A 14,384-nucleotide genomic window follows, 5' to 3' on the forward strand; every position below is an offset into this window, starting at 1 on the left:
AACAATGCAAAGATTGGCACCTAATCATTGACTGTGGCGTAAAAGTGCAGGTCAGGAGCTTCGATGGATCTCAATCTGCTGCGCGTCCTGGACGCCCTGCTCCAGGAGAACAGCGTCACCCGCGCCGCCGAGCGGCTGGGCACGTCTCCCGCCGCGGTCAGCCGTACGCTGGCCCGGCTGCGCCGTATCGTCGGCGACCCGCTGCTCGTCCGCGCGGGTCAGGGCCTGGTCCCGACCCCGCGGGCGCTGGAACTCCAGGACGAGGTCGGCGCGTTGCTGCGCGGCTGCGACAACGTCCTGCGGCCCGGGGCCGGTTTCGACGCCGCGCATCTCCAGCGCACCTTCACCGTGCAGGCGACCGACCTGCTGCTGACCGGCCTCGCCGGCACCTTGACCGACCGGATCCACGCGGAGGCCCCGCAGGTGGACGTGGTGTTCCTGCCGGAGGCGGTCGAGGGCGGACCCGGGCTGCGGCAGGGCTGGGTGGACGTCGAGCTGGGCGTCCTCGGCCACCTCGATCCGGAGATCCGGACCCGCGGACTCACCCGGGCGACGCTGGTCGGTGTCGCCCGCTCCGGTCATCCGCTCTTCGGCGGCCGGATCGACGCCCGCCGGTTCGCCGCGGCCGACCACATCGGCATCTCCCGGATGGGCAAGCGGCTGGGGCCCATCGACAGCGCGCTGGCGGAGCGCGGGCTGCGGCGCCGTGTCGCGGTCGTCGTGCCCAGTCACACGAGCGCGATGCTGCTCGCCCGGGACACCGACCTCGTCGCCCTCACCCTGGCCGACTGGCTCCCGGACACCATCGCCGCACTGGGCCTGCGCACGTTCCCCGTGCCGCTCGAACTGGCCCCGCTCGACTTCGGCATGGCCTGGCACCCGCGCAACTCGACGGACCCCGCGCACCGTTGGTTCCGCGACCATCTGGCGGCCGCGGTGTCGACACCGCCGGGGGAGGGGGGTGACGCAGGTGCTCAGGGGGCCGCGGGGTGAGCGGTCGGCTCGGTGCCGAGGGGCACGCCGAGGACGGGCGTCCGGCGGTGGGTCCGTGCGCCGCGCCGGCGCGGGGGCTGCTCCGGACGGCCTCGGCGCGGTCGGGTGCCCGGCCGAATACCGGTTCAGCCCGGGGCGTCGGCCAGCTGCCGCAGGATCTCCAACGCCTGTTCGGCGCGCTCGTGGGGCACGAAGAGGTGGTCGTGGTGGAAGCCCGCGACCACGTTGCAGCTCAGGTCCGCGTCGGCGAGAGCCCGGGCGACCACGGCGGTCAGGCCGATCGCGTCGAGGGCGGAGTGGACGTTCAAGGTGATCCAGCCGGCCACGTAGTCGTAGCCCATCCCGGCCGCGTCCGCGTCCGACTGCGGCACCACGAGGGTGAGCCCCTCCCGCTCGGCCACCGTGACCACGGGGGTGACCCCGGACGGTACGCCGCCCTCGGCCATGGTGAAGACATAGCGGCCGGGGTTCAGCTCCGGCCGCATGCCGCTGAGCAGGGTAGGCAGATCAGTTTCTCCCGTCACAGCCCCACACTAAGGGCCGTCCGGCCGGGCGGCCGCTCAGGCGTCCGCCGAGCGCGCATCCGGGGCCGCGGGCTCCGGCGGTGCCGTCGGCCGGACGGCGAGCGCGTCGACCTCGACCGGCACGCCGGGCGGCGCGAGTGCCGCGAGGCCGCTCGGTGTCCGGGCCGGCAGCCGGTCCCCGCACCGCGCGTGCGGCTCCCTGTCGGGAACCTCCGGCCGCGCGGAGCCGTGGCCGACGAGGGAGGTGCCTAGCCGTGTCCGCCGTCGCGTCCGGGGCCTGGCTAGCCGCGGGCGGCGTGCAGCAGGTGGTCGCGGACCCGGATCACGTCCGGGTTGTCGGGGGCGCCGGGGCGCTGGACCAGATAGGCGGTGTTGATCGGCGGGTCCTCGGGTTCGTGGAGGGGGACGAGGGCGCCGGAGGCCAGTTCGTCGGCGCACAGATAGCGCGGCAGCACGGTGAAGCCCGCTCCTGCCGCCACCGCGGCCCTCACACCGCGCAGGTCGGGCACGGTGACGGCGGCGGCACAGGAGAGGCGGCGGCCGAAGACATGGCGCCAGTAGCGGCGGGCGATGGGCAGGTCCTCCGCGTAGGTGACCAGGGGGACGGAGTGGAGCACCGAGGGACCCTCGGCGGCGAGCGGCGCCCTCAGCCGCTCGGCCCACGAGGGCGCCGCCACCAGGACGAACTCCTCGTCCATCAGGGGGACGGCGGACACCGTACGGCCCCGGGGGCGGGTCGTGGCGATCAGCAGATCGTGACGGCCGGCCCGCAGCTCGTCGAGCAGTGCGTCGGTCAGGCCCGTCGCCACCCGCAGCCGTACCCCGTCGGTCACGAGCGGTGCCAGCGCGGGCAGTGCGAGCGTGCAGAGGAACTCGGCGGGACCCGCGAGGTGCACCGGTTCGGCGGGCGGTCCGGGCACCGCGTCCGGGCCCGCCGCCCCGGCGAGCATGTCGAGGCCCGGAGCGACCCGCACCGCCAGCTCGTCGGCCACGGCCGTCGGCGCGACCCCGCGCGGCAGCCGCTCGAACAGGACCCGTCCCGTCTGCCGCTCCAGCGTGCGCATCTGCGTCGTCACCGTGGGCTGCGACAGCCCCAGCAGCCGGCCTGCACCGGTGAACGAACCGGACCGGTACACGGCGAGGAACGTGCGCAGCAGGTTCAGATCGAGCTGGTGCGGGGTGCCGGTCGCCGGCCGCGGGACCGGATCTCCGCGAGGGGGTTCGCCATTGCTCACAGGAAGAATCTAAGCCCGGCGAGGTATAGGAGTTTCCATGGCGGACATGGGCATCCTCATTGGAATCGCATGTCCCGGCGCTCTACGTTCGAGACCGGCACACCCTGACGGTCCCCACCCGGAGCGTCAGTGCGCAGGCAATGTCAGGCTCCGCTGAAAGAAGCACCATGTCGAAGATCCTCTTTGTGATGACCGGCGTCGACCACTGGACGCTCGCCGACGGCACCGAACACCCCACCGGCTTCTGGGCCGAGGAGGCCGTCGCCCCGTACGAGGCCTTCACGGCGGCCGGCCACCAGGTCGTCGTCGCCACGCCCGGCGGTGTGGTCCCCACCGTCGACCGGGGCAGCCTCGCCCCCGAGGCGAACGGCGGCCAGGAGGGCGCCGACCGGATCGCCTCCGGCCTCGCCGCCTTCGCCGAACTCCGTACCCCGATCCGCCTGGAGGACGCCGATCCCGGCGACTACGCGGCCGTCTTCTACCCCGGCGGCCACGGCCCCATGGAGGACCTCGCCGTCGATGCCGCCTCCGGCAGGCTCCTCATCGACACCCTCGCCTCCGGCACACCCCTCGGTGTGGTCTGCCACGGCCCCGCCGCGCTGCTCGCCGCCGAGCAGGACGGCGTCAACGCCTTCGTCGGCTACCGGGTGGCGGCGTTCACCAATGCCGAGGAGACCCAGGCGGGCTTCGCCGACAAGGCGAAGTGGCTGCTGCAGACGCGCCTCGAAGAGGCGGGCCTCGACGTGCGGGCCGGTGAGCCGTGGGCGCCGAACGTGATCGTCGACCGCAACCTCGTCACCGGCCAGAACCCGGCCTCCTCCGCCCCGCTCGCCGCCGAACTGCTGAAGAAGCTGGCCTGACCTGCGGGAACCGGCCCGCTCGCCGCGCCGGCCACGGCGTAGCGGGTCGGTCAGTTCCCCGCCGCCTCCTGGGCGATCCGGTCGAACTGGGCGCCCATGGCCTCGGCCAGCGCCTGGGCGGCGGAGAGCGGGCGGACCATCACCAGGAAGTCGTCGATCTTCCCCGCCTCGTCGAAGTGGAGGAAGTCGCAGCCCTGGATCTGCTTGCCGCCGACCGTGGCGGTGAAGACGAAGGCGAGGTCGCGGCCGTCCGGGTTGGCGATCTCGCGCACGTAAGTGAAGTCCTCGAAGACACGGGACACCCCGCGCAGGATCGCGGCGGTGATCTTCTTGCCCGGGTACGGCTTGAAGGCGACCGGGCTGGTGAACACGACCTCGTCGGCGAGCAACGCCTCCAGGGCCTCGTGGTCCTGTGTCTCGACGGCCTTGCGGAAGGGGTGCACGGGGATCACCTCTAGTCAATTCGTTGAATAGGTGCAAGTGAGACTAGGGGCGGGTTCGGGGAGATGTCCATCCCTGCTGCCTCTCGCGGTGAGGCGGCGGTGCCGACCGGTCGCCCGCTCACATCACTCCCTTCTGCCACTAGTCGCATTCACGACTAATCAACGATGCGCTACTCTGCCCCGCATGGCATTGCGCAACGCGGTGATGGCCGCGCTCCTCGAAGGAGAGGCGTCGGGCTACGACCTCGCCAAGGAGTTCGACGCCTCCGTCGCCAACTTCTGGATGACCACCCCGCAGCAGCTGTACCGGGAACTCGAGCGCATGGAGGGCGAAGGGCTCATCTCCGCCCGGGTCGTCGAGCAGGAGCGCCGGCCGAACAAGCGGCTCTTCTCGCTCACCGAGGCAGGGATGCGGGCCGTCCGCGCCTACGTCGCCGAACCGCTGGGCAAGCCGACGGCGATCCGGGACGAGCTGATGGTCAAGGTCCAGTGCGCGGACGTCGGCGACCTCGAAGCCGTACAGGCGGCGATCAGTGAGCACATGGGGTGGGCCACGGCCAAGCTCGCCCGTTACGAACGGCTTCAGGAGCGCCTCCTGCAGGGGCGTACGGAGGACGAGTACTACGCGCGGGCGGAACGGATCGGACCGTATCTGACACTGCTGCGCGGCATGGCCTTCGAACGGGAGAACCTCCGGTGGGGCGAGCTGGCGCTCCGCACCCTGCGCCGCCGTGCGGCGCAGGCCGGTGCCCGGCGGCACGCCGCCCCGGAGAACTGACCCGCCGCGCCCACGACCGCCCCGCCCCGCTCATCGAACGGAGGCCCTGCCCATGCCCGGCACAGAGGTGCGCTTCTCACGGTTCGTGGCCCTCGGCGACAGCCAGACCGAAGGTGTCGGCGACGGCGACGACACGACGGGACTGCGCGGCTGGGCCGACCGGCTCGCGGAGCACCTCGCGCGCCACGACCCCCGCCTGCGGTACGCCAACCTCGCCGTCCGCGGCCGCCTCGCCGGCCAGGTCCACGCCGAACAGCTGGCCCCGGCCCTCGCCCTGCGGCCGGACCTGGCGACGGTGGTGGCAGGGGTCAACGATCTGCTGCGGCCACGCTTCGACGCCGACGAGGTCGCCGGCCACCTGGAGGCGATGTTCGCCGCCCTGACCGCCCAGGGGACGCGGGTCGCCACGCTCACCTTCCCCGACGTCGCCCGCATCACCCCGCTGGCCCGGCCCGTGAGCCCTCGCGTCATCGCCCTCAACCAGCGCATCCGCGAGGCCGCGCACCGGCACGGCGTCGCCGTCGCGGAGACGTCCGACCACCCCGTGGTCACCGACCTGCGCCTGTGGAGCCAGGACCGCCTGCACGCCAGCCCCCTCGGCCACCAGCGCATCGCCGCGGCTGTCGCCCACGCCCTCGCCCTGCCGGACAGCGACGACTCCTGGACGCACCCGCTGCCCGCCCCGCCGACCCCGGCCCCCACCGGCTGGCGGGCCGGTGTCCACGAGCTGCGCTGGGCCGCCGACTTCCTGGGCCCCTGGATCGCCCGACGGCTGCGTGGCCGTTCCTCGGGCGACGGCCGCGCCGCCAAGCGCCCGCACCTCACCCCCGTCGCGGCCGCGCCGAGCCGGCAGGCATGACCTCGCGCGGCCGGAATCCCAGAGGCAGGGCCGCGCCGCCGGGGCGCGTGGTGGGGAGCGCGCACGGTATGCGCGTGTGAGCCCTGTACGCGCCCCCTGCCGCGCGAGAAGACTGCGCTGTCGGCGGGCCGCGGGCGCGCGCCCGCCTCTCGTCCGAGCCCCAGGAAGGCAGGTAGGCCGCTGTGCTGTTGCGTCTGCCCACGTCCGTGACGGAAGCCCAGGAATGCCTGGCCGAGGGGGCCGTGCCGATCGGCGGGGCGACGCTGGTCTGGGCGGCCTGGCAGCGGGACGGCTTCCCCGGACTCGCGGTGTCGCTCCGGGAGCTGCCTGAGGCCAACGCCGTGGGACGGGAGACGCTGGGCGGCGCCGTCGTCCTGCACCGGATCGACGCGCGGGTGCCGGACGTCCTGCGGCTGGCCGCGGCCACCGTCGGCACGGGCGCCGTGCGGCGGACCGCGACCGTCGGCGGCAACATCGTCGGCAGCACCCTGCGCTGCCTGCTGCCCGCCGCGCTCGTCCTGGACGCCCGGGCGCGCATCCTGGAATCCGACGGTGTGCACGAGACGGACCTCTCCGAAGTCGTCGCCAAGCGTCCCGTCCTGCTCAGCCTGCACTGGCGTACGCCGATGGCGTCGGCGTACCGAAAACTGCCCGGCGAGGCCGGCGGTGAGCCGCCCCTCGTCGTGGCGTCGGCCCTGCACGCCGGGGAGGGGGAGCCCGACCGCCTGCGCGTCGCCGTACGCGACGGCTACGACGTGCTCACCGGCACCACACTCCGTGGCGCGGACGCCGGCCCCGGCGCCGAGACCGGCGCGGAGCAGGCGCTCGACGCGCTGCGCGACACGGCCCTCGGTGAACTTCCGCGCGCCGCGTGGGACGTCGTCCGCACGCAGGTGACGGGGCTGCTGGCGGGCCGCGCCGCGCACTGAGCGAGGCGGCCGGCCGCCGTTTGCCGTCTCCGCAAAGACGCTGGTCAGCCGGGGGCGTCGGGCCGCAGCCTGACCCGGTACGACTCGTGTACCGGAGAGGCGGCCGACGACCGTGACCACGTATTGCCCTGACCAGCCCCCGCGGCTGAGCGCACGCGGACGCTGGACGGTGCTCGCCGTCTGCTGTCTGAGCATGTTCCTGGTGGGACTGGACACCACCATCGTCAATGTGGGCCTGCCCGCCATCGGGGACGGCCTGGGCGTGGGCACGCGCGGTCTCGAGTGGACCGTCGACGCGTACACCGTCGTCCTGGCAGGTCTGCTGATCTCCTCCGGTGCGCTCGCCGACCGGTTCGGGCGCCGGCGGGTGTTCCAGTGGGGACTGGCCGTCTTCGGCGCGGCCTCGCTGGTCTGCGCGCTGGCCCCGTCGGCGGGCGCGCTGGTCGCGGCCCGCGCGGTGCAGGGGATCGGCGCCTCCATGCTCAGTCCCGTGGCCCTCGCCATCGTGGTGAACGCGATGCCGGATCCACGCGAGCGGGCGCAGGCGATCGGCGTCTGGGCCTCGGTGTTCGGGCTCAGCATGGCGGCGGGCCCGGTCACCGGCGGCGCCCTCGTCGCGGCCCTCGGCTGGCGCTCGCTGTTCTGGATCAACGCTCCGGTCATCGTGGCCGCCCTCGTGCTCAGCGCGGTGTTCGTGCCGGAGTCCCGGGCCCGGGAAGCGCGGCGGCCGGACGTTCCCGGGCAGATCCTGCTGACCGTGATGATCGGCGCCTGGGTCGGCGTCCTGATCGAAGCGCCGCGCGTCGGCTGGACGGCGCCGGCCGTGCCCGCCGCCTGCGCCGTCGCCGCCGCGGCGACGGCGGGATTCGTGTGGGTGGAACTGCGCCGGGACGAGCCGCTGATCGATCCCCGGCTCTTTCGCGGACCGGTGTTCAGCGGTGCGGTCGTCGGCGCCGTGGCCGTCTTCGTCGCCCTGAACGCGGCGCTCCTGCTCAACACCCTCTACCTCCAGCACGCCCGGGGCTTCACCCCGCTGGCCGCCGGGACGGCGACGCTTCCCATGGCGGCCGGAGCGACCGTCTGCGCGCCCTGGGCAGGCCGCCTGGTCGGCCGTATCGGCCCGCGGCCGCCACTGGCTCTGGCGGGTGGCTTCCTCACCGCCGGCGGGCTCTGCCTGACCGGACTCGACCGGCACACCAGCATCTTCCTGCTCCTGTTCGCCTACCTCCTCATCGGCATCGGGTTCGGCTTCGCCAACGCGCCGATCACCCACACGGCCGTGAGCGGACTGCCACCGGCCCGGGCCGGTGTGGCGGGCGCGATCACATCCAGCGCACGCCAGATCGGCGCCGCCCTCGGCATCGCCCTCGCCGGCGGCCTGGTCGCCGGTACCGGCCCGGCGGGACTCGCCCACGCCGCCCGTCCGGGCTGGTGCCTGGTCGCCGCCTGCGGACTGGTCGTCCTCCTCGTGGCCTGCACCGCACGGTCGACGGCACCTGCCCGGACGGAGGATTCCGGCACGGTCGCAGCGGTGCGCGCCGCCGGGTGAGGTGCCGCGCGTGGCGGGTCGTTCCGTGCGGAAACGGCAGAGGTGGCATCCGCTCGCATCCCCCTGCCGAGAACGCCATGGAGCCGGAAACACAAGGCCGGCACGGCCTGGCGGTTCGACGGGCGACGGGTTACCCCTGGAGGAGCGGCCTTTGCCGAGGCCGCTTCCCCGGAGAAGGAGCCCGGCCGTGGACGGATGGTACGTGGACGACCGCTGCACGAACTGCGACGTGGCCCGGCAGTTCGCGCCCGAGCTGATCGGCGAGGCCGACGGAAAGTCACAGATCCTGCGCCCGCCGTCCGACGAGGCGGAGAACCAGCGCTTACACGCCGCCGTCTTCGCCTGTCCCACCCGCTCGATCCGGCCGCTGACCGGCCGCGCGGACCAGGCGCTCGACCCGTTCCCACTGGCCCTGGACGACGGGGTGCTCATCTGCGGCCACAACTCGCCGCACACCGCGGGCGCCAACTCCTACCTGCTGCTGCGGCCGTCCGGCACCCGCATGATGATCGACACGCCCCGCTGGAGCGCCGCGCTGGCCGAGCGCTACGCCGCGTCCGGGCCCGTCACCGACGTCCTGCTCACCCACCGCGACCACGCCGCGCACGGCCGCCGGTACGCCGACCACTTCGGCGCCCGGCTGTGGATCCACGAGGGCGACCTGGACGCCGCACCGGACGCGGACCAGGTCATCCGCGGAATCGAACCCAGGGAGATCGCCGAGGGCGTCACCGTCCACCCGCTGCCGGGCCACACCGAGGGCAGCGTGCTGTATCTCGCCGACGACCGCTACTGCTTCACCGGCGACAGCTTCTACTGGTCGCGCGCCGACGGTGACCTCGCCGTCGCCGAGACCGTGACCTGGTACTCCATCGAGGAACTCGCCAAGTCCCTGGCCAGGACCGCGCGGCGGCTGCGGTTCGAATGGGTCCTGCCGGGCCACGGCGACCGGCGCCGGCTGCCGGCCGCCGAGATGGCACGGCGCCTGCACGGTTTGACGGAGCGCGCTCGTCTGCTGCGCCCGCGCCCGATCGACTTCGCGGGCGTCCGCTGGTGACCTGACGACCGGCCCGTGGAGCGCCGCCGAGAGCCCAGCGCTCCACGGTCGCCCGGCTGGACCGCCTGACCGGGTCGGGTGCGCGGCGGGGGGTTGCCCGCCCTGCCTCCTGTCAGGAGCCGCCGCTCCGGCGGGCGCGTGCGTCGCGTTGGCTGGCGTCGATGACGGCCTGTTCGACGTCCGGTTCGTCGGTGATGCCGGGAGGCAGGGTGCCGAGGTCGGGGCGGGCGCGGAGGCCGTCGACGAGGATCGCGAGATAGCGCCGCCAGGTGTCGGATCCCGGGGCGAACTCGCTGACGGCGGCGGTCATCAGCTGGAGCACGGGGAAGTCCGACGGAACCAGGTCGGCACGGAGTGCGCCCTGCTCCTGGGCCCGCGCCAGCAGCAGTTTCACCGCCGGCTTCACGCGCCCGTGCATCTGGGCCTGACGGGCCGGTCCGCGTCCGGTGCCCAGCATGACCTCGCGCAGGCCGCGGTCGAAGGCCTGCACCTCACAGAGGCGTTCCAGGCAGCGCGTCAGACCCAGCCAGGCGTCCTCCTCGGCCAGCGCCTCGGCGAGGTGGCCGTCGACGGTGTCGACCATGTCGTCGAAGAGCGCGTCCACCAGCTCCTCCTTGTCGGAGAAGCGGCGGTAGACCGTGCCGACGCCCAGGTGCGCGTGGTGGGCGATGTCGTTGAGCGTCGCCGCGACCCCCTGGTCCCGGAAGACCTCGCGCGCCGCCGCGAGGATCCGCCGGCGGTTCAGCTCCGCGTCCTTGCGCAGCGGTGGCTGTACCGGCTTGTCGGCGGTCATGGCTGCGCTCCGGGACGGCGGGAGAGGCGGTCGGGTCGGCTCATCGTACGGCGGTGCGGCCACGGCGAGATCGCCGACCGGGGGCGGGGGATAACCGGATACATCGTATCCGGTTGATGCTAGCCTCCATGGTAAGCGGATAGGTGATATCCGCTTACTGCGGAGCCCAGGGAGACAGCCATGACCATGCGCAACCGGCTCATCACCACCGTCACCGCGGCCTGCGCCCTGGCAGCGGCACTCACCGCCTGCTCGGCGGAGTCCGGCGGCACTCCCGCCCGCGCCGCCTCGCCGACGGCCTGCCCCCGGGAGGCCGCACCGACCGCGCCCCCGCACGGCGGAGGCGGGGGTACGGCGAAAGGCGGGGCGGTACCGGTCGCCAAGACCGTGAAGCCCACGGACACCCGTACGAGCACGGTCGTCGAGGCGACGGGGCCGCAGATCCGGTGCGGGCGGACCGGCCTGTCGTCCCATCAGGACATCGTCTACGCGGCACCCGTCACGCGGGGCAGGAAGACCGAGCTCAAGCTGGACCTGCAGGTGCCCGAGGGCGCCGGAGCCAAGCCCCTCGTCGTCTACATCCCCGGCGGCGGCTTCGTCCTGGCCGACAGGAAGGCGAACCTGGCGCAACGGACCTATGTCGCCGAGCAAGGCTACGCGGTGGCGAGCATCACCTACCGCACCAGCGCCGACGGCGCGACCTACCGGGACGGAGTCGCGGACGTGAAGTCGGCCGTACGGTTCCTGCGCGCGCACGCCGACCAGTACGGCTTCGACGCCGCCAAGGTCGCCGTCTGGGGGCAGTCCGCGGGCGGCTACCTAGCGGCCATGGCCGGCACCACCAACGGCGACAGGCGCTTCGACATCGGGGACCACCTCGACCGGAGCAGCGAAGTGCAGGCCGTCGTGGACGAGTTCGGGGCGAGCGATCTCGCCAGGGTCGCCGACGACTTCGACGCGGCGACACGGAAGACGTACAACGCCCCGGGCAGCTTCATCAACGCGTACGTGTTCGGGCCGGGGTCCCGGCGGACCGTCGTCGGCGACCCCGCTGCCCGCGCGGCCTCCGACCCGGCGAGCCACATCGACGCCAGGACCGCGCCCTTCATCCTGCTCCAGGGAGACGACGACCGCATCGTCTCGCCCAGCCAGTCACTGATCCTCGCCGACGCCCTCAAGGCCGCGGGCACCGACGCGACCAGGTATGTCATCAAGGGAGCCGGCCACGGCGACATGGCCTTCCTCGGCGATCCCGACGCGGGCGCCCCCTGGTCGACCCGGAAGGTCATGGACACGATCACCGGCTTCCTCGACGCGCGGCTCGGCGGCGCCCGGTGAGCGCGGACGGTCCGCGCCGTCACCGGGGCGGATCCTGGGAGAGCGCGTCGCGCAGCTGGGCCCTGGCGCGGATACCGAGCTTCGGGAAGATCTTGTGCAGGTGGTAGCCGACGGTCCGGGGCGAGAGATGGAGCCGGGCCGCGATGTCGCGGTTGGTCAGGCCCTGGGCGGCCAGTTCGGCGATCTGCAGCTCCTGTGAGGTCAGTTCGCCCGCCGGACTCGAAGACGCCGGCACGGGGGCGCCGGCCGCCCGCAGTTCCGCCGCCGCGCGATCGGTCCAGGGCCGGGCGTCGAGCCGCTCGAAGCACTCCAGTGCCGCACCGAGATGGGGCCGTGCCTCGGCGCTGCGCCGGCGCCGGCGCAGCCACTCACCGAAGTCGAGCCGGGCCAGCGCCTTCTCGAACGGCCAGCAGTCGGTGACGGAGTCGGCGAGGGCCGCACGGAAGTGCTCCTCGTCCCCGGTGTCGCTCAGCAGGGCGGCGGCCCGGTGGAGCACGGCGGCCAGCCGGGGGGATCTGCCGGACGGCAGCCCCTGCTCCACGGCGTCCACGACCGTGCGCGCGTCGTCCGCCCGCCCGGCACGCACGGCGGCCGCCGCCAGGTCGCCCAGCAGGTAGACGGAGGCGTGGTAATGGACGGGCGCGGGGCGGAAGTCGCGGGTGAAGGCCGCGCGCAGCTGCTCGTACGCGTCGGCGTGGTCTCCGGCGACGTACGCGGCCATGCCCAGCGCGTGCCGGTGCCGGACCTGAAGGCTCAGCGATCTGCGCAGGTCCGCGCCCCGCACGGCGTCCATCGCCTGGCTGCGCGCGGCGGCGTGCTCGCCCTGGAGCGCGCACAGCGTCGCGCGCAGGACGCAGGCGCCCACCGTGACGTTGTCGGCCCCGGCCTCCGTCGCCATCCAGAAGGCGTCCTCGGCCGCGGTCCGGGCCGCCGTCCAGGAACCGCTCTCGAACAGGGCGAGGGCGAGCGCCTGGGTGACCGTGGCGTTCGTGCCCGCGCTGCCCGCCCTCCGCAGGACGTCGATGGTCCGCCGGAGAGTCCGTACGGCTTCCTCGGTCTCGTCCAGGATCCAGGCCGCGCCGCCGATCGCCGTGAGGTCTCCCAGCGACTCCTGCCCGATGCCGGCCAGGCCCTCCGCCAGCAACCCCATGAGCTCGGCCCGTCGCTGATGCGGATCGACGACCGCCTCGGCCCAGGCGAGGGCGGCGGCGTCACCGGGGGCGTCGATCAGCTCGCTGATCCGGCGCAGTTCCGTCCGATGGAACGGCGCCCCGGAGTTGTAAACGGACGTCGCCGCGGTGCTCAGGGTGCCGAGCGCCAGCTCCGGGGCCGAGACCGCGGTCGCCTCGGCGACACCGAACAGCAGCGTCAGCGCCTCCTCGTGACGCAGTGTGACCCCGAGGGCCCACCCGCCCAGCAGGGAGGCCTCGGCACGCAGCAGAGGATCACCGGTCAGGCCGCCGACGCGCCCGCTGATCTCGCCGACCCACTGCGGGTGACCGGCGAACATGGCCGCCTGTGCCGCCGCCAGCAGGCGCCGGGCACGCGGTTCCGCGACCGGGGTCAGCTCTGCGGCACGCTCCAGCGCCGCCGCTGCCGCCGCGTATCCGCCCCGGGCGCGGGCGCGTTCGGCACTCTCGGCCAAGGCGTCGGCGACCGCCGCGTCCTGGCCCGTGGCCGCGGCGGCCAGATGCCAGGCACGGCGGTCCGGTTCCTCGGTGAGGACGGCGGCCAGCGCGAGATGGGCCTGTCGGCGCTCGGCGAAGGACGCCGCCTGGTAGACGGCCGAGCGGACCAGCGGATGGCGCAGCAGCACCTGGCCGTCCTCGATCCGCACCAGACCGACGCGTTCGGCCGGCGCCAGCGCCTGGACCACGTCCGATGACGGGGCGGCACGCAGCAGATCGGCCAGCTGCCCGCTGCCCGCCGCCGCGACCAGCAGCAGGGCCTCACGCGTGGGCTCGGGAAGGCCGGGCAGGTCGGCGGCGAAGAGGTTCTCCAGGCGGGCGGTGAGCGGAAGGGCGGTGGCGCCGTCCTGGCCCGTGGCGCCGCGGCCCCGGGCGAGGGCCCGGGGCAGTTCGATCAGGGCCAGCGGGTTGCCGGCCGCCTGCTGGAGTATCCGGGTGCGGGTCCGGCCGCGCGGCGGGTCCGGGTGGGCGTCCAGGAGAAGGCCGGCCGCCGCCCGGCTCAGCGGGCCGACGGTCACCTGCGGGAAGTCCCGGTCGAAGCGGGCGGGCACCGCCTCCTCGCGCGCGGCGAGCAGCATCACCACCGGCGTGCCGTCCAGACGCCGGGCGAGGAAACCCAGCACGTCCACCGAACCGAGGTCCAGCCACTGGGCGTCGTCCACCAGCAGGAGCAGCGGCTGCCGCGCGGCGGCGTCGCCGAGCAGGGCGAGCACGCTGACGCACAGCGACAACTGGTCGAGGGACAGCTCGCCCGGCAGTGCCGCCGGCCCGAAAGCACGGTCGAGCGCCTCCCGTTGCGGGGTGGGCAGGGTGTCACCGGGCAGCAGCGGGTGCAGCAACTGGTGGATGCCCGAGAGCCCCAGACCCGCCTCGCCCTCGCTGCCGCGCACCCGCAGGATCCGCAGGCCGCGGGCCCGGCCCTGCTCGGCGGCCCAGTCGACGAGGGTGCTCTTGCCCGCACCCGGCTCCCCGGTCAGCACCAGCACCTGCGGCCCGGTGCCGTCCACCGCCTTCAGCAGATCCCCGATCCGGGACAGCTCGGAGGCTCTGCCCAGGATGCCCGGATCGGCGGGGTGGTCGGCACCAGCGTGCATCACGGTCGTTCTCCCTCAAGCCCGGTGATCATGACTCGGGCATCCTGCCAGCCGCCCCCGGCCGTTGGTGCGCCCGCGTCAGCCGGGTCCGGCCGTCAGCGCGCCCGGGCTGGCCGCGCCCGACCCTCCGCGCCCCCGACCCTCCGCGCGCCCTGCCGTCCGTGCGCCTGACCCTCCGCGTGCCCGACCCTCCGCGTGCCCGGCCGTTGGTGCGCCGGGGTCAGCCGCGTCCGGTCGTCCGCGC

General features: G+C 74.0%; 13 protein-coding genes. 8 read left to right on the forward strand and 5 right to left on the reverse strand.

What is annotated here, in order from left to right; translation table 11 throughout:
- The first annotated feature begins 63 nt into the window (after window positions 1–63).
- The gene (locus ACF073_RS10935) at window positions 64–993 is read left to right on the forward strand and encodes a LysR family transcriptional regulator (RefSeq protein WP_392068474.1); all 930 of its coding nucleotides are present in this window, start codon (window positions 64–66) and stop codon (window positions 991–993) included.
- Window positions 994–1,118: 125 nt separating this feature from the next.
- Here the strand turns inward: ACF073_RS10935 and ACF073_RS10940 are convergent, their stop codons facing one another.
- Window positions 1,119–1,517: an ACT domain-containing protein gene (locus ACF073_RS10940; protein WP_392068475.1), complete on the reverse strand. Its 399-nt coding sequence runs from the start codon at window positions 1,515–1,517 to the stop codon at window positions 1,119–1,121.
- Between the two features lie 281 nt (window positions 1,518–1,798).
- Window positions 1,799–2,752, reverse strand: coding sequence for a LysR family transcriptional regulator (locus tag ACF073_RS10945; protein WP_392068477.1), 954 nt, complete (start codon window positions 2,750–2,752; stop codon window positions 1,799–1,801).
- 167 nt (window positions 2,753–2,919) lie between these two features.
- Between ACF073_RS10945 and ACF073_RS10950 the strand changes: the two genes are divergently transcribed.
- Window positions 2,920–3,612, forward strand: a complete 693-nt coding sequence (locus ACF073_RS10950) for a type 1 glutamine amidotransferase domain-containing protein (RefSeq protein ID WP_392068479.1) — start codon at window positions 2,920–2,922, stop codon at window positions 3,610–3,612.
- 50 nt (window positions 3,613–3,662) lie between these two features.
- Here ACF073_RS10950 and ACF073_RS10955 read toward each other — a convergent pair whose 3' ends face one another.
- A complete protein-coding gene (locus ACF073_RS10955; RefSeq protein ID WP_392068481.1) occupies window positions 3,663–4,055 on the reverse strand; it encodes a nuclear transport factor 2 family protein in 393 nt (130 codons plus the stop codon).
- A gap of 184 nt (window positions 4,056–4,239) precedes the next feature.
- Here ACF073_RS10955 and ACF073_RS10960 point away from each other — a divergent pair, with 184 nt between their 5' ends.
- The 5 genes from ACF073_RS10960 to ACF073_RS10980 all read left to right on the forward strand — a co-directional run bounded on the left by ACF073_RS10960 (window position 4,240) and on the right by ACF073_RS10980 (window position 9,227).
- On the forward strand, window positions 4,240–4,833 hold the full coding sequence (locus ACF073_RS10960) for a PadR family transcriptional regulator (RefSeq protein WP_392068483.1): 594 nt from the start codon (window positions 4,240–4,242) through the stop codon (window positions 4,831–4,833).
- A 52-nt stretch (window positions 4,834–4,885) separates the two neighbouring features.
- A complete protein-coding gene (locus ACF073_RS10965) occupies window positions 4,886–5,692 on the forward strand; it encodes an SGNH/GDSL hydrolase family protein (protein ID WP_392068485.1) in 807 nt (268 codons plus the stop codon).
- Window positions 5,693–5,874: 182 nt separating this feature from the next.
- A complete protein-coding gene (locus ACF073_RS10970; RefSeq protein WP_392068486.1) occupies window positions 5,875–6,621 on the forward strand; it encodes an FAD binding domain-containing protein in 747 nt (248 codons plus the stop codon).
- A gap of 112 nt (window positions 6,622–6,733) precedes the next feature.
- Window positions 6,734–8,170 carry an MFS transporter gene (locus ACF073_RS10975; RefSeq protein ID WP_392068488.1) on the forward strand — a complete coding sequence of 479 codons (1,437 nt, stop codon included), beginning with the start codon at window positions 6,734–6,736 and terminating at the stop codon, window positions 8,168–8,170.
- A gap of 187 nt (window positions 8,171–8,357) precedes the next feature.
- Window positions 8,358–9,227: an MBL fold metallo-hydrolase gene (locus ACF073_RS10980; RefSeq protein ID WP_392068490.1), complete on the forward strand. Its 870-nt coding sequence runs from the start codon at window positions 8,358–8,360 to the stop codon at window positions 9,225–9,227.
- Between the two features lie 112 nt (window positions 9,228–9,339).
- Here the strand turns inward: ACF073_RS10980 and ACF073_RS10985 are convergent, their stop codons facing one another.
- Window positions 9,340–10,020 carry a TetR/AcrR family transcriptional regulator gene (locus tag ACF073_RS10985; protein WP_392068493.1) on the reverse strand — a complete coding sequence of 227 codons (681 nt, stop codon included), beginning with the start codon at window positions 10,018–10,020 and terminating at the stop codon, window positions 9,340–9,342.
- Between the two features lie 180 nt (window positions 10,021–10,200).
- Here ACF073_RS10985 and ACF073_RS10990 point away from each other — a divergent pair, with 180 nt between their 5' ends.
- Window positions 10,201–11,358, forward strand: a complete 1,158-nt coding sequence (locus ACF073_RS10990) for an alpha/beta fold hydrolase (protein WP_392068494.1) — start codon at window positions 10,201–10,203, stop codon at window positions 11,356–11,358.
- 19 nt (window positions 11,359–11,377) lie between these two features.
- On the opposite strand, the gene ACF073_RS10995 is transcribed toward ACF073_RS10990, so the two are convergent.
- Window positions 11,378–14,140: an AAA family ATPase gene (locus tag ACF073_RS10995; protein WP_392068496.1), complete on the reverse strand. Its 2,763-nt coding sequence runs from the start codon at window positions 14,138–14,140 to the stop codon at window positions 11,378–11,380.
- Window positions 14,141–14,384 lie beyond the last annotated feature (244 nt).

Source organism: Streptomyces sp. NPDC015171 (assembly GCF_043079545.1).
Lineage (GTDB): Bacteria > Actinomycetota > Actinomycetes > Streptomycetales > Streptomycetaceae > Streptomyces.

What these genes read in the sequence shown, in the direction of transcription:
- ACF073_RS10935 (WP_392068474.1), top strand. Translation starts at nt 64, where the DNA reads ATGGATCTCAATCTGCTGCGCGTCCTGGACGCCCTGCTCCAGGAGAAC.
- ACF073_RS10950 (WP_392068479.1), top strand. Translation starts at nt 2,920, where the DNA reads ATGTCGAAGATCCTCTTTGTGATGACCGGCGTCGACCACTGGACGCTC.
- ACF073_RS10995 (WP_392068496.1), bottom strand. Translation starts at nt 14,140, where the DNA reads ATGCACGCTGGTGCCGACCACCCCGCCGATCCGGGCATCCTGGGCAGA.
- ACF073_RS10985 (WP_392068493.1), bottom strand. Translation starts at nt 10,020, where the DNA reads ATGACCGCCGACAAGCCGGTACAGCCACCGCTGCGCAAGGACGCGGAG.
- ACF073_RS10990 (WP_392068494.1), top strand. Translation starts at nt 10,201, where the DNA reads ATGACCATGCGCAACCGGCTCATCACCACCGTCACCGCGGCCTGCGCC.
- ACF073_RS10965 (WP_392068485.1), top strand. Translation starts at nt 4,886, where the DNA reads ATGCCCGGCACAGAGGTGCGCTTCTCACGGTTCGTGGCCCTCGGCGAC.
- ACF073_RS10960 (WP_392068483.1), top strand. Translation starts at nt 4,240, where the DNA reads ATGGCATTGCGCAACGCGGTGATGGCCGCGCTCCTCGAAGGAGAGGCG.